We start from the raw sequence: 23,209 nt of genomic DNA, 5'->3' as shown, positions 1-23,209 counted from the left end.
GGCGCGCCGGCGGCTTTCTCGAGCTAGTCCTGTCCTCGGATGAAGAACACTTCGGTCGAGGGGGGCGGCTCCAGTGGCAAGCCTTCGGTGTCGATCCGCGCTGCCGCGGTCTCGTCGGCGTCACGCAGGAATTCGGTGAGCCGGTTCACCTCGGCGACCTCGCCGATGGCATCCGCCGCATTCCGCAGCGCGTACAGGGCACGGAGAAATCCCTGGTTGGGTTCATGGGACCACGGCACCGGGCCCTGCCCCCGCCAGCCTGCCTTGCGGAGCGCGTCGAGCCCGCGGTGGTAGCCGACCCGAGCGAAGGCGTACGCCGTGATGGGGTGTGCTGAATCGAACGAGGCTTCGGCGAGTCGTGCCCAGGCCAGGGATGACGTCGGGTGCGCTGCGGCGACGGCGGCAAGGTCGTCGACCGTCGATGAGCGGTCGATGGCGTCGACGACCTCCGGCTCCGCGGGCAGGCGGGTCTCCGGCACTCCAAGCAGGTTGTCTCCAGTCACCCGTCCAGCCTACCGCGTCGCGGATGCACAGGCAGCGGCCGGGATTCTGCTAGACCGAAACGCCGCGGGCCCGGAGGAACGGTGCCGGATTCGTGTGGGCGCCGTTAACGTAGATCTTGACGTCGGCGTGGCAGCCTGTGGCAACGCCGGTTGCTCCAACGTTTCCGACAAACGTGCCAGCGCTGATCTGGCTCCCGACACCTACCCGTATTGAACCAGCCTGCATGTGCCCGTAATAGGACTGCACCCCTCCGCCGTGGTCGACGATCACGCGGTAGCCGAAGCCTCCGGCGTAGCTGGCGTATGAGACCCTGCCCCCGGCCACCGCACGCATCGGCGTGCCGCAGTTGTTGGCGAAGTCGATTCCGCTGTGAAACGGTGCGGAGCAACCGGTGCCGGCGCAGATGATCGAGCGGGGACCGTACGACGAACTGACTCTGCCGGGCAGCGGTCGCCACCAGCCCTGAGCGGACGGCTGGAAGTAGGTTCCGGTGGCACCGGCGTTCGAACCGCCGCCACCCCCGTCGCCGCCACCGCCACCACTGCCCCCGTTGTTCTTGCCCGCTGCAATGGCATCGGCAAGGGCTTTGGCGGCTGCGGCGCGTTCGCGTTCCTTACGCTCTTCCTCCGCCTTCCTGGCTGCTTCAACGCCCGCGGCGTAACCCGCCTCCACGGTCGCAGTCTCACCCTCGAGGAACGACAGCTGGCCGAGGAGGGTTTCCTCGTGCAGCTCCTGTTCGGCCACCGCTGCGGCCGCAACGGCGGCGGCATCCTCAGCCGCCTTGAGCTTCGCTTCGGACTCTGCCCGCGCTTCTTCAAGCACCGTCGCGGCGACGACCGCCTGCTCGCTGAGCGAGGTGACCTGGTTCGCATCCTGCCGGGCATCGTCGAGCAGTTGGGAGGACAATCCGGTGAGCTTGTCGATCGCCCCGAGCTTGTAGAGTGTGTCGTCGGCATTCCCGGAGTCGACGAGCAGGCTCGCGGTCACGTCGAACGTGTTCGTGCGCCCCATTCGGGCGAACATGGAACCGGCCTGCTGGGCGGATGCGGCAGCAGAGGCCTGTGCGGTTTCGAGCTGGGTCTTCAGGTCGGCGGACTTCTGCTCGGCTTCGTGCGCGACAAACAAGGCATCGTCATACTCGGTGGCGGCGGTTGCGGCCGCGGCCTGGGCGGCGGCCGAAGCGTCACGAAGTGACGTGATCAACGCTTTTACCGTGTCGATCTGCGCCTTCTTGGCCGCCTCGTTCGCCCTGGCGTTCGTCACATCGTCCCAGCTCGGGTAGCTGACGGCGGCGGTTGCCGGCACGGCGATCCCGACCGCTCCAACGACCACCGCGAGGGAAACGGCAGCGACAAGGGATCGAAAACGCAAAGGCTTTTCTTCATCGTGACAGAAAAAAGAGGATCTGTCTGGAGGCTAAGGGTGAGTCGCTCACACCCAAAGCGGGTGCCCCCCTGCACCCGCTCGGGCTGTTGCCAGGCCTAGAAGAGGTCCTTTTCGGCGAGCCAGTCAGACGCGAGGACCTCGGGCGATGCCTTCTCGTCGCCCTGGTTCCTGCCGTTGAGTTCGATGAGATCTTCAGTGGTGAGCTCGGCCGAGACGGCATTCAGAACGTCCTTCACCTTGTCGGATGCTTTCTCCGAGTTGATCAGAGGAAGCACGTTCTGGGGAAGGATCATGTTCAGAGGATCATCGAGGGTGACGAAGCCGTTTTCGGTGATCGACGGCGTGGTCGAGAAAATGTCGGCGATGTTCACCGTGCCGTCCAGGAGGGCGGCAGTGGTGAGCGGTCCGCCGGAGTCGCTGATCGGAACGAAGCTGATGTCGGCCGCAGCGACACCGTAGACGTCGGTCAACCCCTGCGGACCGTAGGGGCGCTCTGCGAGTTCGGGGTTTCCGCCGACGATGAGCGGAACGCCGACCCCGGCGAGGTCCGCGAGGCTCGTGACACCGTTCTGCTCGCTGAATTCCTTCGTGACGTTGTAGCTGTCCTTGTCTTCGGCCTCGGACTGGTCGAGGACTTCGAAGCCATCGGGGAGGGCATCCGGGAGTGCGGCAAAGACCTCCTCGCTGGACTTGGCTTCTGAGTTCTCGTCGAAGAACTGGAGCAGGTTACCGCTGTAATCGGGGATGAGGTCGATCGAGCCGTCCTGCAGGGCTTCGATGTAGACGTCGCGCTGGCCGATCTGCCCGGCGAAGTCGACGGTGATGTCATTGGCCTCGAGTGCCTGCGCGAAGATCTGGGCAATGATCTCGGACTCGGCGAAGCCCGCAGACCCGACGATGATCGTTTCTGCGTCGCCCGACGACTCGTTCCCGGACTCGAGAGGGTTGCCTCCTGCGCCGCAACCGGCGAGGGCGAGGGCTGTACCCGCCGCGAGGACTGCAGCGGCCAGGCGGCCGTGTCGTGAAAAGAACATCGAATTTCCTTACTGTGTGGGATGAAGCGGTGCCGATCAGGTGGCTCGGGATGCTGCCGAAGCGTTCTGGCCAGTCGCGCGAACCCTTCGGAGCGGCGGGCTCGTTCGGATTGCCCGGACTCCGGCCGGGACGGTCAGTCGTTGGATTGAGATGAGGATTCCCTCGAGCACAAGGGCGAGGAGGGTGACAAGCAGCGCTCCGACGAGCACTTTCGTGTAATCGCGGACAGGGAGGGCATCAATTATGTACCGCCCAAGCCCGCCAAGCGAGATGTACGCGGCAACGGTGGCCGTCGCGACAACCTGCAGCACCGCGGATCTCACTCCCCCGATGATGAGCGGAAGCGCGAGCGGAATCTCGACTTTCCACAGGATTTGCCACTCGGTCATCCCCATCGACCGTGCGGCATCCACCGTGCGGGGATCCACCGACTCGATCCCCGAGTACGCGCCCGCGAGCAGCGGCGGAATCGCGAGGACGACGAGCACGATAATGGTGGGGATGAGGGCAAGCCGGATGCCGAATCCAAAGGCGATGGCGAGGTAGGTCAGCAAGCCGAGGGTGGGGAGCGCCCGCAGCGCGCTTGTCGCGCCGATCGAGGCGCCCCGGAATCGCCCGGTGTGGCCAATGTACAGGCCGAGCGTCACGGCGATGAGAATGGCGATGACCACCGTCAGCCCGGTGTAGGCCAGGTGCTCGGCAAGGCGGGTGGGGATGCCGTCTGGACCGCTCCAGTGGGACGGGTCGCCGATCCAGGCGAAAGCTTCGGCGAAAGCATTCATGCGGCAACGGCTTTCGTGCGCGCCGTCCTGGCGTTGCGACGAGCTGCGGCGTCCACGCGCGCCCAGGGCAGGAGCATCCGCCCGGCGAGGACCAGCAGTACATCGAAGACCACGGCGATGAGGATCGTACCCACGATCCCGACGAGGATTTCCGTCGCGAAGTTTCGTTGGTACCCGTTGGTGAAGAAGTAGCCGAGCCCTGACATTCCCACGAGGGCACCGAGCGTCACGAGACTGACCGTACTCGTTGAGACGACGCGCACACCGGCGAGGAGAACGGGCCCGGCGAGAGGCAGCTGAACCTGCCAGAACCTGCGCCAGGCGCCGAAGCCGACGGCGGTGGCCGATTGCGTGACGTCGCCGGACACCGCGTCGAAGGCATCCGTCGCCGTACGCACCATGAGCGCGACGGCGTAAATCGTGAGCGTGACGATGAGGTTCGCGGGGTTGAGGATCTGGGTCCCGAGCACAGTCGGCATAGCCACGATGAGAGCGAGTGACGGGATCGTGTAGAGCAGCCCGCACACCGTCAGCAAAACGCCGCGTGACAGGCGATAACGGTGTGCGACCCACCCGATCGGTACGGCGAGGAGGAATCCGAGAAGAATCGGCGGGACGCTGAGCATGATGTGGTCGAGGGTCAGGTCCCAGATTTGCTCGATGTTCGCCAGCACCCAGGTCATGTCGGAGCGCCATCCTTGAGGATGCCGGCGAGCCGGCCGGTTCCGTCGATCACGACCTGGCGCCCTGACACCTCTTCGATGCGAAGTGCGCGTCTGCCGCGGTCAGCGCCGATGAAGGTGTCCACGAAGTCGTCGGCGGGGTTGGCGAGGATCTCGGCCGGAGTGCCGACCTGTGCGATCTGGCCGCCGGTTCGCAGGAGCACGACCTGGTCGCCGAGCAGGAACGCCTCGTCGATGTCGTGGGTGACGAAGACAATCGTTTTCGCGAGGTCCTTCTGGATGCGGAGCAACTCCTGCTGCAGTTCGCTTCGAACGAGCGGGTCGACCGCTCCGAACGGTTCGTCCATCAGGAGGATGTTGGGGTCGATGGCAAGGCCCCTGGCGACGCCGACCCGTTGCTGCTGCCCGCCCGAGAGCTGGGACGGGTACCGATCGGCGAGTGAACGGTCGAGCCCGACCGTATCCATGAGGGTCAGCGCTTCGGCACGCGCCTGTGCGCGTTTGACGCCGGAGAGCAGCGGTACCGTGGCGATGTTGTCTGCGACGGTGCGGTGCGGCAGAAGGCCCGAGTTCTGCATGACATAACCGATGCTGCGGCGCAGCTTGACCGGCTCGAGGGTGGAAATGTCGTCGTCATCGATCCGGATGCTGCCGGATGTCGGATCGACCATGCGGTTGATCATGCGCAGCAGAGTGGTCTTGCCTGACCCGCTCGACCCGACCAGGACCGTCGTGGTGCGTGACGGAATTGTCAGGCTGAAGTTCTCGACGGCGAGTGTGCCGTCGGGAAACCTCTTCGATACCGCGTCAAACCTGATCATGGCGGACCCCTCGGGCTAAGCCGGTCGGGTGGCTTTGCATTATTCAGCGTAGACAACGAAATGCCGGAGGCGCCAGCGTTGCTACGCGGGACTCTGCTGGTGTAGAGCGACGTGCCAGCTGCCGCCGCCGTACAGGTACGTCGTCGACATGCGGAGTTCGACCGTCTCATTTCCGCGGGTGGCGACCGCCCGATAGGCGACGATTCCGGCCCGCTCACCCAGCCGGACGATCGCGGGCTCGTGGATTTCATACGCATCCCACGGGACCGTGCCGGCGAAGGACGACACGATGTCGTCGCGGCCGATCGCCCCGCCGGGGACGATCATCAGGGGGTCGCGGGTCATCGCCCTCGCGTAGTGCTCACCGCCGCGGCCCTGGAGAATGGCTTTCCAGCCGGCGTGTTCCTCGCGGAGGAGGATTGCGGGTAGATCATCGGTGATCTCAGTCATGGGCTCACGCTACCCCCTCAGGGGCCGTTCACTCTCGATCAGCTGTCGAGCGGGGAAAGCTCACGTGCTGCATCACCCAGGCGTGCATCGCGACGGCCGCCGCTGCTGACGCGTTGATCGACCTTGTTGAACCGAACTGGCTGATCTCGAGCACCGCGTCCGATGCGGCGATCGCTTCAGGTGAGAGTCCTGGCCCTTCCTGCCCGAAGAGCATGAGGCAGCGCTCAGGAAGGGTGAAGGTCTCGATCAGCACAGAGCCGGGAACGTTGTCGATTCCGAGGATCGGGAGGTTCTCAGCGCGCGCCCATTCGACCAGCCCCGCCACATCCGGATGGTGCACGACGTGCTGGTAGCGGTCGGTGACCATCGCGCCGCGTTTGTTCCAGCGGCGGCGACCGACGATGTGCACCGTGTCGGCGCCGAACGCGTTTGCGGTGCGCACGATGGAACCGATGTTCATGTCGTGCTGCCAGTTCTCGATAGCGACATGGAACGGATGCCTGTGCTCATCGAGATCGGCGACGATCGCGTCGAGCTTCCAGTAGCGGTACCGGTCGATGACGTTGCGGGTGTCGCCGTGGGCGAGCAGGTCCCGGTCGAAGTATTCCTCGTCCGGCCAGTCGCCTTGCCACGGGCCGACGCCGTTCGTGGACAGCTCGTGGCTGAGATTGGGAGGGAGATCTGGCACCCTCCAACCCTAACCGCGGCGCCCGCCCTCACTGTCCCCGGCCGCGGTCACCCGGCCGGTGTTCCCGTCGACCGTGACCAGCTGCCCGGTCGCCAGAACGCTGGTGGCCGCTCCTGTTCCCATCACCGCCGGCAGCCCGTACTCCCTCGCGACGATCGCGGCGTGCGAACCGACGCCTCCGCTGTCGACGACGACAGCGGCTGCGCGGGAGAACAAGGGCGTCCAGGACGGATTCGTGTACGGGCAGACGAGGATCTCACCCGAGTGCAGGGTGCCGAATTCGGAGGCGTCGACGATGACGCGCACCCGCCCGGTGGCGACGCCCTGGCTCGCCGCGTTGCCCGAGACGAGCACGTCACCGGTGGGCGACGGGTAGATCTGTGAGTAGTCGAGGAGCTTCACCGAGGCGAGTTCCTCCCTCCGGGCTGCGCGGACACGGACCGCTGAACGCAATCGTGCCGCTTGCCCCGCCGGTATCCGTCGCGGGTCCGCGATCGTCTCGAGTTCTTCGAGTCTCAGGTGGAAGACGTCCTCCGGTGTTCCGAGCAGTCCGGCCTCGGCAAGCCGCCTGCCCATTTCGAGCAAAGCGGTTCGAAGCGGTGGGAGCAGGCGCATGAATTCGAAGTGGGAGTCTTCGCGGAAGCGGATGCCTTCCCTCGCCCGCGCGAGCATCCGCTGAACACCGCGCCTTCGTATCGCTCCTGCCAGCAGCGGATGCCGCAGCAGCTCGCGTTCCGCGTCGCCTCCGGGAGATTCCCGATCCGGGTCGTCGGTCGAGGCGAGAAGGGCGATGAGGCCGAGGGGCACGTCGGGGCGCTCGGACCAGGTCGGCGACGACGCAAGCACGGGGCTCACCGTCTCCCGGTGCCCGAACTCGTCGAGGAACCCGGCAAAATCGGCCCGGAAACGGTCGGCACCCTCGACGGTTGCGAGCTTGCCCTCGATGTCGGCGGCGTCGTTCGCAGCGAAGACCGCCTGGAGGGCGGGCCCCTCCTTCACCTGGGCGGCCAGGCGGACGAGGGCGTCGTTGCCGTCGGTCGTGCGGGTGCGCGCGCCGATGAGGAGATCCCCGAGGAGCCGTCGTTTGCCGAGCACGCTGAGCAGCAGGAGCAGCCGCCCGATGGCGAGTGCTGAACCGGGAAGATAGTCGGCACGCAGGCCGGTTATGGGCGTAATTGCGGCGGCCACGGAGCGGGGCACGCGCAGAAGCGAACCCCATCGCATGCGCTCGGGCTGCGCCGCACGCAGCATCCGTACCGCGGTGTCGAACTGGGCGTACCGGGGATCGGCTCTCCACCTGGCCGGGTCGAATCTGCGTGCGCGCCAGACGATTCGGATCGGCGCGGTGAGGGTTCTGGGCGTGGGCCGGGGCGACGGAGGCACGAACCGGGTGACCACGCCGTCGACTTCAGGAAGGAGGCCGGCTTCGTCGATCCGGATGCCCAGTCCCTTCGCGATGGTCAGCATGAGGCCAGCCGGGCCAAACCTCCACCAGGTTGTGATGTCGAGCGGGTACGGGCGAACAGAGAGGTAGTCGAGGAGCACGGTCGCGGCTCGCTTCTGGATCGGATTCAGCCGGATCGGGGGCGGGGGCAGCGCTGTCATCGGCCGGGCCTGGACGATGGACAGGATGCCGCCGGCGAGGACCCATTCGATGTCCTGTGGCCGGCCGAAATGCGCCTGCACCTCCGCTCCCAGCTGCGCCAGTGCGGTCACCTGGGCGGGATCGAGGATCGGCTTCGCCGTCGCCATTCCAGTCTCACGCCGGACCCCGCCGTCGGAGGGGCGGATCACGACCTCCCGGAGACCGGCCGTCCAGCTCAGGATCTCGCCGTGCTCGCTGACGATGAAGTGATCGGGGGTCACGAGACCGGAGACGACGGACTCGCCCAGGCCGGCGCTTGCGTCGACGACCGTTCTGCTGCGATCGCCGGTGACCGGGTCTGCGGTGAACATGACCCCAGCGGCATCCGCATCGATAAGCGACTGGACGACCACCGCGATCCGCACCTCGGCTGGTCCTATGCCGAGCCGCCGCCGGTAGGCGATGGCTCGGTCTGTCCACAGCGATGCCCAGCAGCGACGAACGGCGTCGACCACCGCTTCGTCTCCGTCGACGCCGAGGTAGGTGTCCTGCTGGCCGGCGAAGGCAGCCCCGGGGAGGTCCTCGGCGGTGGCACTCGACCGGACGGCGACCTGACCCCGGCCGAGATGCTCGTACGCGCTCACGATCTGCGACCGCAGGTCGGAGGGTATGGGAACGGATGCCAGTGCAGCGCGGATCGAGGCGGCGTCCCCGGCCGAATACCACCCGGCGATGTCGAGGGCACCAGCGACCAGGGCATAGGCATCCGTGGTGATGACGAAGCCGGGTGGAACGGGGAAGCCCGCCCGCACGAGCTCGCCGAGGTTCGCGCCCTTTCCCCCGGCCCGGGCGACGTCACCGCGGCCAACGTCGGCCAGCGGCACAATGAGCGGCCGTGCCTTCATCGCGACACCTTCCTCGGTTCCCGGCTGTCCCTCAGTCCTATCACCGGCATCTTTCCAGCCGCCTCTTTTCGGTACACCGAAATCTTGCTACGATTTCGGCATGCCGAAATCGCTGTCTGTCGTCGATACTCCTCCCGCGCGGGTCGCGAGACCGCCTCGACTGCTCTGGCTGCTCGGCCCCGCACTGGTCGCCGGAGTCGCCTACCTCGACCCAGGCAACGTCGCCAGCAACATGACGGCTGGCGCGCAATACGGCTACCTCCTCGTCTGGGTGGTCGTCGCCGGCAACACCATGGCGTGGCTGATCCAGTACCTCTCCGCCAAACTCGGCATCGTCACCGGTAAGAGCCTCCCCGAGATCCTCGGCGAGCGTCTGCGCTCGCGGCCGGGCCGGCTCGCGTACTGGCTGCAGGCCGAGCTCGTCGCCATGGCCACCGACATCGCCGAGGTGATCGGCGGCGCCGTCGCCCTCTACCTCCTCTTCGACCTCCCCCTCCTCGTCGGCGGACTCATCACCGGGACGGTCTCGATGATTTTGCTCGCCATCCAGTCCCGGCGCGGCCCGCGCGCCTTCGAGTTCGTCATCATGGGCCTTCTCGTCATCATCGCGGTCGGCTTCAGCGCTGGGGTGTTCCTCGCGCCGCCGGACGCCGCAGGTGTCGCGTCCGGCCTGGTGCCCCGGTTCGAGGACGCCAACTCAGTCCTGCTGGCGGCATCCATTCTCGGAGCGACGATCATGCCGCACGCCATCTATGCGCACTCGGCGCTGAGTCGGGATCGCTTCGCGGTGCGGGCGTCGGGCCTCACCACGAAACGCCTCCTGACGGTGACGCGGTGGGATGTCTCCATCGCCATGGTGATCGCCGGAAGCGTCAACCTCGCCATTTTGCTCCTCGCAGCGGCCAACCTCGCGGGAGTCCCGGGGACCGACAGTCTCGAGGGCGCACACGCCGCCCTCGAGTCGTCACTCGGCACCGTCGTCGCGACGCTCTTCGCCGTCGGCCTCCTGGCATCCGGTCTCGCCTCAACGTCGGTCGGGGCCTATGCGGGTGCCGAGATCATGCATGGCCTTCTGCACGTGCGCATCCCGCTGCTCACCCGGCGCATCATCTCGCTCATTCCTGCGCTGGCCATCCTCGGGCTGGGATTGGACCCGACCATGTCGCTCGTGCTCAGCCAGGTGGTGCTCTCATTCGGCATCCCGTTCGCGCTCATTCCCCTCGTCGTGCTCACCGCCAAGTCGAGCATCCTCGGGAGTTTCGCGAACCGGTGGCTGACCACCGCGGCGGGCGCGGTGGCATCCGTCCTGCTGGTGACGCTCAACGCTGTACTCCTTTTCCTTGTGTTGACGGGCGCCTAACGACCCTCCCGGTAGTCTGGGCAACAGCATGAAGCAGTCGAAACCGGTGATCGAGGACTACCTCAAGACCATCTACGCCCACACCGAATGGCAGTCGGATGCCATCACCCCGTCCGCGCTGGCGGCGCGGCTCTCTCTGGCACCGTCGACGGTGACCGAGATGGTGAAGAAGCTTGCCGCGCAGGGCCTCGTCACCCATGTGCGCTACGGCGCGATCACGCTCACCGACGAAGGAACCACGGCGGCCGTCGCCGTCGTGCGGCGGCACCGGCTCGTTGAAACCTGGCTCGTGCAGGAGATGGGGTACGGCTGGGACGCCGTCCACGACGAAGCCGAGGTACTCGAACACGCGATCAGCGACCGGCTCCTGGCGAGCATCGACGAACGGCTCGGGCACCCGGACCGGGACCCGCACGGTGACCCGATCCCGGCCGCTGACGGTTCGGTTCGGCGTGAACGTGCCGTGCTGCTGGAGGCCGCGCGTGACGGGCACACCGGGGCGGTGCTGCGGATCAGCGACCGCGACCCCTCCCTGCTTCGCGACCTCGAGGCATCCGGAATCGATGTCGGCACGACCGTGTCGGTTCGCCCGGGTGCGTTGCTCGTCGGGTCGACACTCGTTCCGCTCCCCGCACCGGCGGGGACGGCGATCTGGCTCAGCATCTGAGGCCATCACCCTAAACTGGGGCTGAGCGAAGGAGTTGCGGCATGACTAGACGCGATGAAGTTGAATGCTGGCTGACCGACATGGACGGCGTGCTCGTGCACGAGAACAGGCCGCTTCCCGGCGCTGCCGAGCTCCTGCAGCAGTGGCGCGACCAGGGCAAGCCCTACCTCGTGCTCACCAACAACTCGATTTTCACCCCGCGCGACCTCAGTGCGCGGCTGCGGGCATCCGGTCTCGAAGTGCCTGAAGAGTTCATCTGGACCTCAGCACTCGCCACCGCCGCTTTCCTCAAAGACCAGATGCCCGGCGGCTCCGCCTTCGTCATCGGCGAAGCCGGCATCACCACCGCGCTGCACGAGGCCGGCTTCATCATGACCGAGACGGCACCGGACTACGTCGTCGTCGGCGAGACCCGCAACTACTCGTTCGAGGCGATCACCAAGGCCATCCGGTTGATCAACGACGGCGCCCGGTTCATCGCGACGAACCCGGATGCCACCGGCCCGAGTGCGGACGGCCCGATGCCCGCAACGGGCGCGATCGCCGCTCTCATCACGAAGGCGACCGGCAAGGAGCCGTACATCGTCGGCAAACCGAATCCGATGATGTTCCGCTCCGCGCTCAACAAGATCGGCGCCCACTCTGAGAACACGGGCATGATCGGTGACCGGATGGACACCGATGTCGTCGCCGGAATCGAAGCCGGCCTGCACACCATCCTCGTGCTCACCGGCATCAGCGATGAGGCCGAGATCAAGAAGTACCCGTTCCGGCCGTCGGAAATCCTCGGCGGTGTCGTCGATCTGCTCGAACCCCACCCGGTCGAGTCCGAGATCGTCTGACCCGCCGCTGACCACCCGACCGGGTTCAGGCGGACGCGTTTAGCCCTGGGGTGCGGCGACCGATCCGTTCAGCGGCTCACCGCTCGAACGGTCGACGAAGCAGTAGTAATTGCGCTGCCCCGCGGCCCACTGCTCAGCGGATACTGGATACGTTCCCTGCACCTGGAGGTCGGAGTAGTTCTCTGCCGCGGCCGGGTCGAGGACGCCGGGCGCGCTGCACCAGAGAGAGATCTGCGAGAGGATCTCGTCCTCGCCCGGGTATTCGGCCGCCGGATCCTCGGCCACCGGTGCGGTGAAGACCATCTGCGCGGCGTGCGGGGCGCCGCAGTCGACGACAGTGAACGTCTCGGCCCACGGCGTCGAGTATGGGTCGACACATTCGCCGCCGCCGAGTGCCGTCCAATGCTGTTCGCCCAGGGCAGCGGGTCCGACGGGTGCTGCCGGCGCCGCTGGGCTCGTCGGTGCGGGTGTCTCAGTGGGGGCGGGTGAGGAGGATGCCGCGGGTCCGGCGAGCAGAGCCGGGAGCCGGGAACCGAGGAAGAACAGTCCGACGAAGACGAGGAGTGCGACGACGCCGATTGCCGCAAGGATCACCGGGCGCGGTGCCCGGGCAACGGCCGAACGCACGGACGAACGCTCGGACGGTCGTGCTGCCCGGAGCGGGCGCCCAGGGGGCTCGACCGAAGGCGGCGGTACGCTCGGCGACTCCATGTCGGTGAACGTTCGCCTGCGCGGAGCGGACTGCGCCGGCGTGGTGACGTCGGCCGGTTCGGGCAGAACCGAAACCGGCTCTGCATCCTCACGAGCGACTGGTGCCTTGCGGCGGGTCTGGGCCTCGGTACCGGGCTCTCCGACCGGGAAAATGGCGGTGTCGGGAGGCGTCGCCCCCGCGGCATCCCTTCCGGTCACCGGGGCGTGGACCCGGGGATCGAGCTGGTCGTTTGCGGTGAGCCCCCAGCTGAAGTTGTCGAGGTCTTCGGTCTCGTACGGTGCGTCGCCCTCGGGCGTCCGTGCAACCCCGACGGCCTCTGGGTTCGACTCTGGGTTCGACTCTGGGTTCGACTCTGGGTTCGACTCTGGGTTCGACTCTGGGTTCGACTCTGGGTTCGAACCGAAGTCGAGGTCTTGTGCCGGCGGAGTGAACACCGGGGCCGGAAGGGGCTCGTGTGCGTCGTCGGCCGGAGCGTCCGATCCCTCGGGCTCCTCACTATCGGACTGGTCAGATTCTGACGTCTCGTCGTCGACGACGTCTCGTGCGGATCGCGGTGTGAACATCGGCGATTCGAACGAGGGAATCAGCCCGGTCTCAGCCTCGTCTTCAAGCTCAGCCTCGTCTTCAAGCTCAGCCTCCGGCTGGCGATCGAAGGACGTGGTGGCGTCGACATCGCCGGGGGCCCGGGTGCGTTCGGGGGCCCGGGTGGGTTCGGGTGTCCAGGCAGGTTCCGGAAGAAATGCGGGCTCCGGCCCAGTCAACGAATCGGGTTCCGCCGTCTCGGCACCCCTCGGTTCGAACTGTGCGGGTTCGGCGAGCGGGGATGTCACGTCGTCGACGTCCGCCGAGTCGGTGGCACCTGTGTCGGTGAGATCTTTGTCGATGGCATCGGTGTCCGCGGGATCCGTCCCGGCGGCGTCCTCGACGACCGGGCGTGGCTCAGGATTCACGAGGGCGTCTGCGGCGACGAGCTTCTCACGCCACCACGCGAGTACGGGGCTGTCCCCGCCGTCAGCGTTCTCCCGTGGCGCCTGTCGCGTGTCGAACTGCCCCGTCGGGGCGGCGTCGAGTTGAGAGATCAGCCAATCGGCCCCCGCGACGTCGTTCTCACCGGTGGGCGGGTCGACCGGTGCCTCGTCGTCGTCCCCCGGCGGCCGGCGGGTGTTGTCAGCCACTACTCCAGCCCCAGGTCGGCGAGTCCGATGGCGGCGAAGTAGGGGTACCCGGCTGCTTCGATGATCTCGCGTGCACCGGTGTTGCGGTCGACGACGACGGCGACACCGGCGATCTCGGCGCCGACCTTCTTGAGCGCCTCGATGGCCGCGAGCGGCGAACCACCGGTTGTCGAGGTGTCTTCGAGAACGATGACGCGCTTTCCGGCGAGCTCGGGTCCTTCGACCTGCTTGCCGCGGCCGTGGTCCTTGGGCTCCTTGCGCACAACGAACGCGTCGTACGCGAGGCCGCGAGCGGCCCCCTGGTGCAGGACCGCGGCAGCGACGGGATCCGCCCCCATGGTCATTCCGCCGACGGCGGCGACATCGGGCACGTCCGCGATCAGGTCGATCATGACCTGTCCGATGAGTGGTGCAACGCGGTGGTCGAGGCTGACCCGGCGGAGGTCGACGTAGTACGTCGCCTTCTTGCCGCTGGTCAGCGTGAAGTCCCCGTGGAACACGGCATCCGCTGTGATGTATTCGATGAGTTGCTTGCGCGCGTTGGTCACAGAGGCAAGTTTAGCGATGCGGGTTCCCGGCGGCGAATGCCAGCGCGCGTGGCTGGCATCCGCTCTTCTCTTGGCACGGGGCTTAACGCACGAATTCGCGCCCACCCTGGGACACACCGCATCTGGCGCTGCGGGGTCGACCGGGGAAGACGCGAATTCGTTTCGCGATGCCTTACGGCAGCGTGATGTAGGTGCGCGCAGGCACCTGGCGGTATCCGTCGCGCTTCACCACGAGGACGCTGCCGGCAACAGCGGCAGCACTCAGGACGGCGATTCCTGCAAAGAACACGAACATGAGATTCCAATCAGGGAGGCGACGGGATGCCGCTGGACACGCTCCAATACTGGACCCTTCAACTATTCAGGACAAGCGATGCTTTCTTAGCTCACTCAGTAGCATAGCTACATGGACGTACGCCGCCTCGACCTGCTCCGCGAACTCGCGGAGCGCGGGAGTATCGCTGCGGTTGCCGCCGCCACTCACCGCACCCCGTCTGCCGTGTCGCAGCAGTTGAAGGTGCTCGAAAGAGAAGCGGGCGTTCCCCTCACCGAGCGGAGCGGTCGGGGCATTTTGCTGACGGATGCCGGGCGCGCGCTCGCCCGAAGCGCCGGCGACATCGCGGTCGCCCTGGAGCGCGCGAACGCCGTGTGGGACGAATACCGCAACGACGCGACCGGGACGGTCTCGGTCGCCACCTTCCCGACGGCAGGGCAGATGCTCCTGCCGCCGGTGCTCGCCTTTCTCAAGTCCGTCGCCGGACTGGAGGTGACGATGGTCGATCGTGACCCTGAAACCGAGGACTTTCCGGCGTTGACCGCCGACTTCGACATCGTCCTCGCGCACTCGGTCCCCGGCGGCCGCTCCTGGAGTGGCCGCGGACTGCGGAACCTGTACCTGCTCAGCGAACCCCTCGACATCGCGCTTCCCCTCGGGCACCGCCTGGCCGGTGTGAGTGCGTTGACGCCGGAACACCTCGTCGACGAACCGTGGATCGGGGTTCCGGAGGGCTACCCGTTCGACCGCCTGCTGCATGAGATCGAGGCAGTCACCGGTGCGTCACTGAAAGTCGTGCAACGGGTGACAGACAGCAGTATCACGGAGGCCCTCGTCGCCGCGGGGATCGGGATCAGCATGATTCCGCGTTTCACGGCATCCGGCCCTGAACGGGGCATCCTGACCCGCCCGCTCACGGGCGTGGACATGTCCCGGCACATCGTCGCGCTCATGCGGCCGGACAAGGCCGAACGCCTCTCGGTCCGGACGGTCGCCGACGCATTGCAGCGGGAGGCGGCTGCGGTGCAGCAGGCGCACGCACCGGTTGAGGACCCCGCTCCGTTCACGTCCCCGCGCTGGGTGTAGCCGGCCGCGCATAATTCGGTCTGCCTGCCGCCGAAACGGGCAAAACCGGCCCCGCAGGGCCGGTTTTGCTCGTTTGGGCTGAGTTATGCGCGGTTCAGTCGTGCTCAGGGAACCCGAGGTTCAGGCCGCCATGGCTCGGGTCGAGCCAGCGGCTCGTGATCGCCTTCTCGCGGGTGAAGAACTCCACCCCCTGCGGACCGTACGCCTTCGCGTCGCCGAACATCGAGTGCTTCCAGCCGCCGAACGAGTGGTAGGCGACCGGCACCGGGATGGGCACGTTGATGCCGACCATGCCGACGCTCACTTCGCGCTGGAACCGGCGCGCGGCACCGCCGTCGTTGGTGAAGATCGCCGTGCCGTTGCCGTACGGGCTGTTATTGATGAGTTCCAGCCCCTCGGCATAGCTCGATACCCGGACGACCGAGAGCACCGGCCCGAAGATCTCGTCGCTGTACACGGTCGATGAGGTCGGCACGTGGTCGAGCAGGGTGGGACCGAACCAGAACCCGCCGTCGTCACCGTTGACCTCCGGGTTCCGCCCGTCGACGACGACGGTCGCCCCGTCGGTGCTGGCGACCTCGACGTACCCGGCCACTTTGTCGCGGTGGACCTCGGTGATGAGCGGCCCCATGTCGCAGCCCCGACGGCCGTCGCCGGTGGTGAGCGACGACATCCGTGAGGCGATGCGAGAGACGAGGTCGTCGGCGATCGTGTCGACGGCGAGGAGGACGCTGATCGCCATGCAGCGCTCACCGGCCGATCCGAAGCCGGCGTTCACCGCGGCGTCGGCGGCGAGGTCGAGGTCGGCATCGGGCAGCACGAGCATGTGGTTCTTGGCGCCGCCGAGAGCCTGCACCCGTTTGCCGTTCTTCGACGCCGTCTCGTAGATGTAGCGCGCGATCGGCGTCGAGCCGACGAAAGACACCGACTGGATGACGGGATGCTCGAGGATGGCGTCGACAGCTTCCTTGTCGCCGTGCACGACGTTGAAGACCCCGTCGGGCAGCCCGGCTTCCTTGAGCAGTTCGGCCATCCAGACGGCGGCGGACGGGTCCTTCTCGCTCGGTTTGAGCACGACGGTGTTGCCCGCGGCGAGCGCCAGCGGGAAGAACCACAGCGGCACCATGGCCGGGAAGTTGAACGGGCTGATGATGCCGACGACGCCGAGCGGCTGCTTGAGGGTGTACACATCGACCCCGGTCGAGACGTTCTCGGAGTACTCCCCCTTCAGTAGCTGCGGGATACCGGTCGCGAAGTCGACGACTTCGAGACCGCGCGCGATCTCGCCGCCGGCATCCGACAGCACTTTGCCGTGTTCGGAGGTGAGGATCTCGGCCAGCTCTCCCTTGCGGGCGTTGAGCAGTTCTCGGAACGCGAAGAGAATCGCCTGCCGTTTCGCCAGCGAACTGTCCGCCCAGCCGGGAAAGGCGGCCGCTGCGGCCTTGACGGCGGTGTCGATGTCGGCGGCACTGCCGAGGCGGACCTCTTTCTGGATGACCCCGGTGGCGGGGTTGAAAACGGGTGCGGTGCGGGTGGAACTGCCCTCTGCGGTCGAGCCGCCGATGAAGTGGTTGATGTATGTGGTCATGCGTGTCCTCCCTGGACGGTTGTGAAAACGGCGTCATACGCCGCCAAAGCCTCGGCGACCTCGTCGCTCGTGACGGTGCACGGTGGCACGACGTGGATCCGGTTGTCCTGCACGAACGGCAGCAGGCCGCGCCCGACGAGCGCTGCCTTGATCTGCCCCATCGCGCTGGCCGGGAGCGGCTCCCGGGTCGCGCGGTCGGCGACGAGTTCCATTGCCCAGAACACACCCTCCCCGCGCACCTCGCCGATCAGGGAATGCTTCTCCGCCAGTTCTGCGAGGCCGGGGCCGATCGCCTCGCGCCCGATCCGGGCGGCGTTCTCGACGATGCCCTCATCGGCCATCGCGTCGAGCGCTCCGACGATGGAGGCCATGGCGAGCGGATGCCCGGAGTACGTCAGTCCACCAGGGAACACCGTCTCATCGAAGTCGGCGGCGATCGCGTCGGGGATGATCACGCCACCGGCGGGCACGTACCCAGAGTTCACGCCCTTAGCGAAGGTGATCAGGTCGGGCACGACGTCGTACCCCTCGAAGGCGAACCAGCGTCCGGTGCGGCCGAACCCGGCCATCACCTCGTCGAAGATGAGCAGGATTCCGTAGCGGTCGCAGAGCGCGCGAACGCCGGCCAGGTATCCGGGCGGCGGCACGAGGATCCCGGCGGTACCGGGAACCGACTCGAGCAGGATCGCCGCAATGCTCGCCGGCCCCTCGGCCTGGATCACTCGCTCGAGGTGGTGCAAGCCGCGTTCCGCCTCCTCAGCGGGCGTCGTCGCCCAGAAGTCGGAACGGTAGAGGTACGGTCCGAAGAAATGCACGTGTCCCCGCGCGAATTCGTTCGGTACCCGCCGCCAGTCCCCCGTGGCGACGATCGCGCTGCCAGTGTTGCCGTGGTACGAGCGGTAGGTCGACAGCACCTTGTCCCGGCCGGTGTGGAGGCGGGCCATCCGGATCGCGTTCTCGTTGGCATCCGCCCCGCCGTTGGTGAAGAAGACTTTATTGAAACCGTCGGGCGCCAGGTTTGTGATGCGCCTGGCTGCCTCCCCGCGGGTGAGGTTCGCCGTCGACGGTGCAATGGTGGTGAGCTGGTCGGCCTGGGCCTTGATGGCGGCGATCACCGCCGGATGCTGGTGGCCGATGTTCACGTTGACGAGCTGGCTGGAGAAGTCCAGATATTCGGTCCCCTCGAAATCCCAGACGCGGGTTCCGAGCCCTCCGGCCAAGACCAGAGGCTTGAGCGTTCCCTGGGCCGACCAGGAGTGAAAGACGTGGGCGCGATCGAGGTCGAGCGTCTGCTGGTTGGTGTCGGATGTGAGCGTGAGTGTCACGGCATCTCCCTTGTTGCGTGAATCTGTTGCGGGTATTGCTGGTGGAGGCCCAGGGCGGCCGTCGGGCCGCCCTGGGCCTGGAATGCTAGTTGCCGCCCTCCTTGAGGGTGACCTCGATGGGTTCGAAGTCGTCGCCGGAGGTGTCGACGCCGTCTTCCTTGAGCTCATCGAGCGCCTTCTGGACGTACTCGTTCGAGTACGCCGTCTCCGGCGGCTCCGTGGTGATGATGGTCGCGCCTGTCTCGTTCTTAGTTCCGAGGGCGATCGCGACGGTCCTTGCCCACGAGTCCTCGTCGATCAGGCCTACCCCGTTCGTCGACGGCCAGATCAGCTTGTTGACCTCATTGGTCATCCAGAGCTGGTGGCTCTCGCCGAGGGTGGACCCGGACGCCGTGACGATCGCCGCCGCTTCCTCCGGGTTGTCCTTCGCGTAGACCCAGCCCTTGATCGATGCCTTGATGAACTTCACCGTGGTGTCGGCGTAGTCCTCGTCGTCAAGCTTCCCGGTGTCAGCCCAGATGGCGTCCTGGAGCATCGCCGTTCCGACGTCGTTCCAGTTGATGACGTTCAGCTCGTCGGGCTGGTACAGCTTGCCAGTCTCCGGGTTCATGGTCTCCAGGACCTGCGCGTACTCGTTGTAGGTCATCGCCTGCGCTGCGTCGATGTCGCCGGCCAGGAATCCGTTCATGTCGAACGCCTGCTGGACGAGGTTGATGTCTTCGAGGCCGACACCCTCTTTCTGCATGCCGGCGAAGAGTTCCCATTCATTGCCGTAGCCCCAGCTGCCCACGTTCTTGCCGGCGAGGTCTGCCGGCGACGTGATGTTCTTGTCCTTGAACGAGATCTGCGTTGTGGCTGACCGTTCGAAGATCTGGGCGACATTCGTGATGTTCGCGCCCTGTTCGATGGAACCGAGCACCTTGGGGACCCAGGAGATCGCGTAGTCCGCGTCTCCTGCGGCCAGGACGTCCTGCGGCACGATGTCTGCGCCGCCCTCGAGGATTTCGACGTCGAGGCCTTCATCCTCGTAGTAGCCCTGATCGAGCGCCGCGTAGTACCCGGCGAACTGGGCCTGCGCGAACCACTGGAGTTGAAGTTTGACCGGGGTCAGGTCGCCCGATTCCGCGTCGCCGCCGTTCGACGAACCGCCGGTCGAACAACCGGTCAGAACAAGTGCGCTTGCCGCGGCGATCGCGCCGATCTCGAGGGCAAGCCGTTTGCTGTGTTTCATTCTTCCTCCTTCTCATTCTCTGTCTGTGCTGCTGTGGTGGTACTTCGACCGCGGAGCGGACGCTCAGGGGGTCGGTCTGTGCCGGGAAACGAATTTCTCGAGGCCGAGGGTGATCGAGTAAAAGACGAGGCCGACAAGAATCGATCCGAGCACGTAAGCCCAGGCGAGCGAATAGTTGCTGCTCGATGCTGCCGAGGTGATCGATTTGCCGAGGCCACCGACCGGACCGCCGAAGTACTCGGCGATGAGCGCCGAGATGACGGCGAGGCTCGACGCGATCCGGAGCCCGGTGAAGATGAACGGCAGTGAGCTCGGGAGGGTGACGTTTCTCGCCGTCTGGATCCCGGATGCCGCGTACACGTGCATGAGTTCCCGGTGCACCGGCCGGACCTGCCGGAAGCCGCGCAGCGAGTTGAGGTACACCGGGATGAAGACCGCGATGGCAGCGATGATCTGCCGTGCCGTCTCGGCGCCCGCCCCGTACATCGTGTACAGCACGGGCGCCAGTGCCACGATGGGGATCACCGCGAGAGCAGCGACGATCGGGGCGCTGAGTTCGTCGAGGACCGGCCACACAGCGGCCAGGGTGGCGAAGAGCACGCCGGCTATGGCGCCCAGGACGAGCCCGACCAGAGCGTTCCAGCCGGTCACGGCGCTCGCCGTCCAGACATTGTCGATGTTGCCGAAGAACTGGTCGGCGATCGCCGCGGGGCCGGGCAGCACAAACGGCTTGATCTCAAGGGCGACAACCGCGAGTTGCCACAGGGCGAGAACGGCGATGCCGAGCAGGAGCGGCGCGACCACCATCCTCGCCGAGGTGAAATGCAGTCTCATCGGGTATCCACCCCCCGCGCGTTGCCCGTGTCCGGTGTGCCGTGCAGGCTCTCGCGCACCGCGCTGACCCCGTCGAAGAACGCGGCGTCCTCTCGAATGTGTTCGCTGCGGTCGTCCGGCCCGCCCAACCGGATCGGCAGGACCGAGCGGATGCGCCCGGGTCGCGGCGACATCACGACCACGCGGTCGGAGAGGAATACCGCTTCGGGGATCGAGTGTGTGACGAAGACGACGGCGGCCCGGGTTTCGGCGCAGATCCGGATGAGCTCGTTCTGCATGCGTTCCCTCGTCATCTCGTCGAGCGCGCCGAACGGTTCGTCCATGAGCAGGAGGTTGGGGCTCTCGGCGAGGGCGCGGGCGATGGCCACGCGCTGCTGCATACCGCCGGAGAGCTGGTCGGGGTAGCTGTCGCCGAAGTCTCCGAGGCCGACGAGTTCGAGCAGTTCGGTCGACCGGGACCTGCGCTCGGCGGTGCCGACCTTGTGTAGTTCGAGCGGCAGCTCGATGTTCGCCCGCACCGTCCGCCACGGCAGGAGTCCCGCCTGCTGGAACGCGATGCCGTAGTCCTGGTCGATCCGGGCCTTCCTGGCCGTCTTGCCGAAGACCTCGATGGTGCCTGCGGTGGGTTGGTCGAGGTCTGCGATGAGCCGCAGCAGTGTCGACTTGCCGCACCCGGAGGGCCCGATCAGCGAGACGAACTCGCCAGGCGCGACGGTGAGGTCGACCGACTCAAGCGCCGTCACCGGCGGCTTCTTCTTGATCGAGAAGATCCGGCTGACCCCGGTCACCTTCACTGCGTGGGCATCGGTCACGGGGAGGGAGTCCTTCCGGGTCATGCGGGAACCTCTGCTCGGCGGAAGCGGCGGAGGGTGAGGCCGATCAGGGAGACCAGCCCGGCGGCCAGGAGGCCGACGAGGACGGCGCCGAAGATCGGGGCCCAGGGTTTGCCGGGGTCGCCGCCGGCTGCCGCGGCGAACTCGACGACCATCCGGCCGAGTCCGCCACGCAGACCGATCGACACTTCGGCGACGACGGTGCCGATCACGGCACTGGCAGCGGCGAGCCGGAGGGCGGGAAGCAGATACGGGACGCTGGCCGGAAGCCGCAGCCGAAGGAGGATCTTCCACCAGCCGGCTGCGTAGCTGTGCATCAGTTCCACGTGGTTGGTGTCCGGGGATTCAAGCCCTCGGAGTGCGCCGACGGAGATCGGGAAGAACGCGAGATAGGAGGCGATCAGCGCAACGGACATCCAGTTCTCCCAGGAGAACTCCCCGATTTCGAGAGCCGATCCCCACCGCCTGACGAGCGGCGCAATGGCGATCAGTGGCACGGTCTGGCTGAGGATGATCCACGGCAGGACCGCCTGCTCAGCGGTGCGGAACCGCTGCATCAGCAGCGCGAGGAGTATCCCGACGACGACGGCAACGAGCCAGCCGACCCCCGCGACCCCGAGCGTGAACGCCGACGCCTGGAGCACGGCCAGCCACATCGGCGGTGAACCGGCAGCCGAGGTGACCGGCTCGAACAGCCGCTGGAACATCACCCAGATGTGCGGCATGGCGAGGTCGGTGGTGCGGGGAAGCACCGTGACTCCGCCGATCACGACGCCTTCTGCCGGGCCGCGGAACTTGTACAGTTCCCAGACGCACGCGAGGAGCACGACGCCGAGCAGGCCGAAGCCGAAACGCCGCCACCAGCTCGAGCCCGCCGTCATGCCGTTGCCACGATCTTTTCCTTCAACGCGGGGATGACCCTCTCGCCGTAGACCCGCAGGGTTTCTTCCTTATTGTCGTGTTGCAGGTAGCCGGCGAACTGGTCGACTCCGATGCTCTTCAGCTCTTCCAGTTTTGCGATGTGGTCGCTCGCGCTGCCGAGCAGGCAGAACCGGTCGACGATCTCGTCGGGCACAAACGTGGTGTGGGTGTTCCCCGCTTTTCCGTGTTCGTTGTAGTCGTACGATTCGCGGCCCTTGATGTAGTCGGTGAGTGCCTTCGGAACCGCGCCGCCCGTCCCATATTTGGCGACGATGTCGGCGACGTGGTTGCCGACCATTCCACCGAACCAGCGGCACTGGTCGCGCATGTGCTCCACGTCGTCGCCGATATACATCGGTGCGGCGACACAGAACTTGATCGACATCGGGTCGCGGCCGGCCTGCTCCGCGGCATCCCGGACCGTTTTGATCATCCATTTCGCGATGTCGATGTCGGCCAGCTGCAGGATGAACCCGTCGCCCACTTCCCCGGTGAGTTTGAGGGCGAGCGGACCATACGCCGCAACCCAGACGTCGAGCTTCGAGCCGGCGCTCCACGGGAACTGCACCCTCGCCCCGTTGTATTCGACGGGGCGCGAGTTGGCCAGCTCGCGGATGACGTGGATCGACTCGCGGAGGGTTTTGAGGTTGGTCGGTGCGCCGTTCGTTGCGCGCACCGCTGAATCGCCGCGTCCGATCCCGCAGATCGTGCGGTTGCCGTACATCTCGTTGAGGGTGGCGTAGGTGGATGCCGTCACCGTCCAGTCGCGGGTGGCGGGGTTCGTCACCATCGGGCCGACGGTGACCCTCTTCGTTTCGTTGAGGATCTGGCTGTAGATGACGTACGGCTCCTGCCAGAGCAGGTGCGAGTCGAAGGTCCAGACGTGGCTGAAGCCGTACTGCTCGGCGAGCTTCGCGAGGTGGACGGTTCTCGAGGCGGGCGGGTTGGTCTGAAGTACAGCTCCGAAATCCATG

General features: G+C 66.6%; 23 protein-coding genes. 4 read left to right on the top strand and 19 right to left on the bottom strand.

The annotated features are described in order from the left end of the window. Positions 1–23: 23 nt before the first annotated feature. From BM197_RS08315 to BM197_RS08275, 9 genes are all read right to left on the bottom strand, one after another. Complete coding sequence (locus BM197_RS08315; protein WP_090710526.1) at positions 24–503, bottom strand: DUF3151 domain-containing protein; 480 nt, start codon at positions 501–503, stop codon at positions 24–26. Between the two features lie 49 nt (positions 504–552). Next, positions 553–1,875, bottom strand: coding sequence for a peptidoglycan DD-metalloendopeptidase family protein (locus BM197_RS08310; RefSeq protein WP_090710525.1), 1,323 nt, complete (start codon positions 1,873–1,875; stop codon positions 553–555). A gap of 110 nt (positions 1,876–1,985) precedes the next feature. Next, a complete protein-coding gene (locus BM197_RS08305) occupies positions 1,986–2,924 on the bottom strand; it encodes an ABC transporter substrate-binding protein (protein WP_090710524.1) in 939 nt (312 codons plus the stop codon). A 36-nt stretch (positions 2,925–2,960) separates the two neighbouring features. Next, on the bottom strand, positions 2,961–3,707 hold the full coding sequence (locus tag BM197_RS08300) for an ABC transporter permease (protein ID WP_090710522.1): 747 nt from the start codon (positions 3,705–3,707) through the stop codon (positions 2,961–2,963). Next, positions 3,704–4,390: an ABC transporter permease gene (locus BM197_RS08295; protein ID WP_090710520.1), complete on the bottom strand. Its 687-nt coding sequence runs from the start codon at positions 4,388–4,390 to the stop codon at positions 3,704–3,706. Before BM197_RS08295 ends, BM197_RS08300 begins: the two co-directional genes overlap by 4 nt. Continuing rightward, positions 4,387–5,211 (bottom strand): ABC transporter ATP-binding protein, encoded by an 825-nt coding sequence (locus BM197_RS08290; protein WP_090710519.1) that lies wholly within the window; start codon positions 5,209–5,211, stop codon positions 4,387–4,389. Before BM197_RS08290 ends, BM197_RS08295 begins: the two co-directional genes overlap by 4 nt. Before the next feature lie 81 nt (positions 5,212–5,292). Further along, positions 5,293–5,661 carry a DUF4440 domain-containing protein gene (locus BM197_RS08285; RefSeq protein WP_090710517.1) on the bottom strand — a complete coding sequence of 123 codons (369 nt, stop codon included), beginning with the start codon at positions 5,659–5,661 and terminating at the stop codon, positions 5,293–5,295. Between the two features lie 28 nt (positions 5,662–5,689). Beyond that, a complete protein-coding gene (locus BM197_RS08280; RefSeq protein WP_090710515.1) occupies positions 5,690–6,349 on the bottom strand; it encodes a TrmH family RNA methyltransferase in 660 nt (219 codons plus the stop codon). A gap of 9 nt (positions 6,350–6,358) precedes the next feature. Continuing rightward, positions 6,359–8,839, bottom strand: coding sequence for a PEP/pyruvate-binding domain-containing protein (locus BM197_RS08275; RefSeq protein WP_090710513.1), 2,481 nt, complete (start codon positions 8,837–8,839; stop codon positions 6,359–6,361). Positions 8,840–8,939: 100 nt separating this feature from the next. Between BM197_RS08275 and BM197_RS08270 the strand changes: the two genes are divergently transcribed. Genes BM197_RS08270 through BM197_RS08260 form a run of 3 tightly spaced genes read left to right on the top strand, consistent with a single transcriptional unit; the run spans position 8,940 to position 11,708 of the window. Further along, positions 8,940–10,199 carry an Nramp family divalent metal transporter gene (locus BM197_RS08270; protein ID WP_090710512.1) on the top strand — a complete coding sequence of 420 codons (1,260 nt, stop codon included), beginning with the start codon at positions 8,940–8,942 and terminating at the stop codon, positions 10,197–10,199. A gap of 28 nt (positions 10,200–10,227) precedes the next feature. After that, entirely contained in the window at positions 10,228–10,866 is a 639-nt protein-coding gene (locus BM197_RS08265) for a metal-dependent transcriptional regulator (protein WP_090710510.1), read from the top strand. Between the two features lie 41 nt (positions 10,867–10,907). Beyond that, positions 10,908–11,708: an HAD-IIA family hydrolase gene (locus BM197_RS08260; RefSeq protein ID WP_090710509.1), complete on the top strand. Its 801-nt coding sequence runs from the start codon at positions 10,908–10,910 to the stop codon at positions 11,706–11,708. 39 nt (positions 11,709–11,747) lie between these two features. Here the strand turns inward: BM197_RS08260 and BM197_RS16280 are convergent, their stop codons facing one another. From BM197_RS16280 to BM197_RS16715, 3 genes are all read right to left on the bottom strand, one after another. Further along, on the bottom strand, positions 11,748–13,595 hold the full coding sequence (locus tag BM197_RS16280; RefSeq protein ID WP_177216780.1) for an MSCRAMM family adhesin: 1,848 nt from the start codon (positions 13,593–13,595) through the stop codon (positions 11,748–11,750). Then, a complete protein-coding gene (gene pyrE / locus BM197_RS08245; RefSeq protein WP_090710504.1) occupies positions 13,595–14,143 on the bottom strand; it encodes an orotate phosphoribosyltransferase in 549 nt (182 codons plus the stop codon). The genes BM197_RS16280 and pyrE overlap by 1 nt, the downstream gene beginning before the upstream one ends. 172 nt (positions 14,144–14,315) lie before the next feature. Further along, complete coding sequence (locus BM197_RS16715; protein WP_281247418.1) at positions 14,316–14,438, bottom strand: hypothetical protein; 123 nt, start codon at positions 14,436–14,438, stop codon at positions 14,316–14,318. Between the two features lie 111 nt (positions 14,439–14,549). Between BM197_RS16715 and BM197_RS08240 the strand changes: the two genes are divergently transcribed. Next, positions 14,550–15,503, top strand: a complete 954-nt coding sequence (locus tag BM197_RS08240) for a LysR family transcriptional regulator (RefSeq protein WP_090710502.1) — start codon at positions 14,550–14,552, stop codon at positions 15,501–15,503. A gap of 94 nt (positions 15,504–15,597) precedes the next feature. On the opposite strand, the gene BM197_RS08235 is transcribed toward BM197_RS08240, so the two are convergent. The 7 genes from BM197_RS08235 to BM197_RS08205 form a co-directional block, all read right to left on the bottom strand. Continuing rightward, complete coding sequence (locus BM197_RS08235) at positions 15,598–17,091, bottom strand: CoA-acylating methylmalonate-semialdehyde dehydrogenase (protein WP_090710500.1); 1,494 nt, start codon at positions 17,089–17,091, stop codon at positions 15,598–15,600. Further along, positions 17,088–18,416, bottom strand: a complete 1,329-nt coding sequence (locus tag BM197_RS08230) for an aspartate aminotransferase family protein (protein ID WP_245762461.1) — start codon at positions 18,414–18,416, stop codon at positions 17,088–17,090. Before BM197_RS08230 ends, BM197_RS08235 begins: the two co-directional genes overlap by 4 nt. Before the next feature lie 85 nt (positions 18,417–18,501). Then, positions 18,502–19,647, bottom strand: coding sequence for an ABC transporter substrate-binding protein (locus BM197_RS08225; RefSeq protein WP_090710496.1), 1,146 nt, complete (start codon positions 19,645–19,647; stop codon positions 18,502–18,504). Positions 19,648–19,710: 63 nt separating this feature from the next. Next, positions 19,711–20,481, bottom strand: coding sequence for an ABC transporter permease (locus tag BM197_RS08220; RefSeq protein ID WP_090710494.1), 771 nt, complete (start codon positions 20,479–20,481; stop codon positions 19,711–19,713). Further along, positions 20,478–21,317 carry an ABC transporter ATP-binding protein gene (locus BM197_RS08215; RefSeq protein WP_090710492.1) on the bottom strand — a complete coding sequence of 280 codons (840 nt, stop codon included), beginning with the start codon at positions 21,315–21,317 and terminating at the stop codon, positions 20,478–20,480. Before BM197_RS08215 ends, BM197_RS08220 begins: the two co-directional genes overlap by 4 nt. Further along, positions 21,314–22,195 carry an ABC transporter permease gene (locus BM197_RS08210; protein ID WP_090710490.1) on the bottom strand — a complete coding sequence of 294 codons (882 nt, stop codon included), beginning with the start codon at positions 22,193–22,195 and terminating at the stop codon, positions 21,314–21,316. The genes BM197_RS08215 and BM197_RS08210 overlap by 4 nt, the downstream gene beginning before the upstream one ends. Next, on the bottom strand, positions 22,192–23,208 hold the full coding sequence (locus BM197_RS08205) for a TIGR03842 family LLM class F420-dependent oxidoreductase (RefSeq protein ID WP_090710489.1): 1,017 nt from the start codon (positions 23,206–23,208) through the stop codon (positions 22,192–22,194). The genes BM197_RS08210 and BM197_RS08205 overlap by 4 nt, the downstream gene beginning before the upstream one ends. Position 23,209 lies beyond the last annotated feature (1 nt).

The organism is Mycetocola miduiensis, from assembly GCF_900115155.1.
In the GTDB taxonomy this organism is placed as follows: domain Bacteria; phylum Actinomycetota; class Actinomycetes; order Actinomycetales; family Microbacteriaceae; genus Mycetocola_A; species Mycetocola_A miduiensis.
The sequence above is the reverse complement of the archived record's forward strand: the minus strand, read 5'-3'. Positions and strand labels throughout refer to the sequence as shown.

Bases quoted from the DNA above. Each gene is read 5' to 3' on its own strand.
- BM197_RS08225 (WP_090710496.1), bottom strand. From the start codon at position 19,647: ATGAAACACAGCAAACGGCTTGCCCTCGAGATCGGCGCGATCGCCGCG.
- BM197_RS08290 (WP_090710519.1), bottom strand. From the start codon at position 5,211: ATGATCAGGTTTGACGCGGTATCGAAGAGGTTTCCCGACGGCACACTC.
- BM197_RS08300 (WP_090710522.1), bottom strand. From the start codon at position 3,707: ATGAATGCTTTCGCCGAAGCTTTCGCCTGGATCGGCGACCCGTCCCAC.
- BM197_RS08265 (WP_090710510.1), top strand. From the start codon at position 10,228: ATGAAGCAGTCGAAACCGGTGATCGAGGACTACCTCAAGACCATCTAC.
- BM197_RS08215 (WP_090710492.1), bottom strand. From the start codon at position 21,317: ATGACCCGGAAGGACTCCCTCCCCGTGACCGATGCCCACGCAGTGAAG.
- BM197_RS08295 (WP_090710520.1), bottom strand. From the start codon at position 4,390: ATGACCTGGGTGCTGGCGAACATCGAGCAAATCTGGGACCTGACCCTC.
- BM197_RS08240 (WP_090710502.1), top strand. From the start codon at position 14,550: ATGGACGTACGCCGCCTCGACCTGCTCCGCGAACTCGCGGAGCGCGGG.
- BM197_RS08275 (WP_090710513.1), bottom strand. From the start codon at position 8,839: ATGAAGGCACGGCCGCTCATTGTGCCGCTGGCCGACGTTGGCCGCGGT.
- BM197_RS08285 (WP_090710517.1), bottom strand. From the start codon at position 5,661: ATGACTGAGATCACCGATGATCTACCCGCAATCCTCCTCCGCGAGGAA.
- BM197_RS08205 (WP_090710489.1), bottom strand. From the start codon at position 23,208: ATGGATTTCGGAGCTGTACTTCAGACCAACCCGCCCGCCTCGAGAACC.
- BM197_RS16715 (WP_281247418.1), bottom strand. From the start codon at position 14,438: ATGTTCGTGTTCTTTGCAGGAATCGCCGTCCTGAGTGCTGCCGCTGTT.
- BM197_RS08220 (WP_090710494.1), bottom strand. From the start codon at position 20,481: ATGAGACTGCATTTCACCTCGGCGAGGATGGTGGTCGCGCCGCTCCTG.
- BM197_RS08235 (WP_090710500.1), bottom strand. From the start codon at position 17,091: ATGACCACATACATCAACCACTTCATCGGCGGCTCGACCGCAGAGGGC.
- BM197_RS08270 (WP_090710512.1), top strand. From the start codon at position 8,940: ATGCCGAAATCGCTGTCTGTCGTCGATACTCCTCCCGCGCGGGTCGCG.
- BM197_RS08305 (WP_090710524.1), bottom strand. From the start codon at position 2,924: ATGTTCTTTTCACGACACGGCCGCCTGGCCGCTGCAGTCCTCGCGGCG.
- BM197_RS08210 (WP_090710490.1), bottom strand. From the start codon at position 22,195: ATGACGGCGGGCTCGAGCTGGTGGCGGCGTTTCGGCTTCGGCCTGCTC.
- BM197_RS08260 (WP_090710509.1), top strand. From the start codon at position 10,908: ATGACTAGACGCGATGAAGTTGAATGCTGGCTGACCGACATGGACGGC.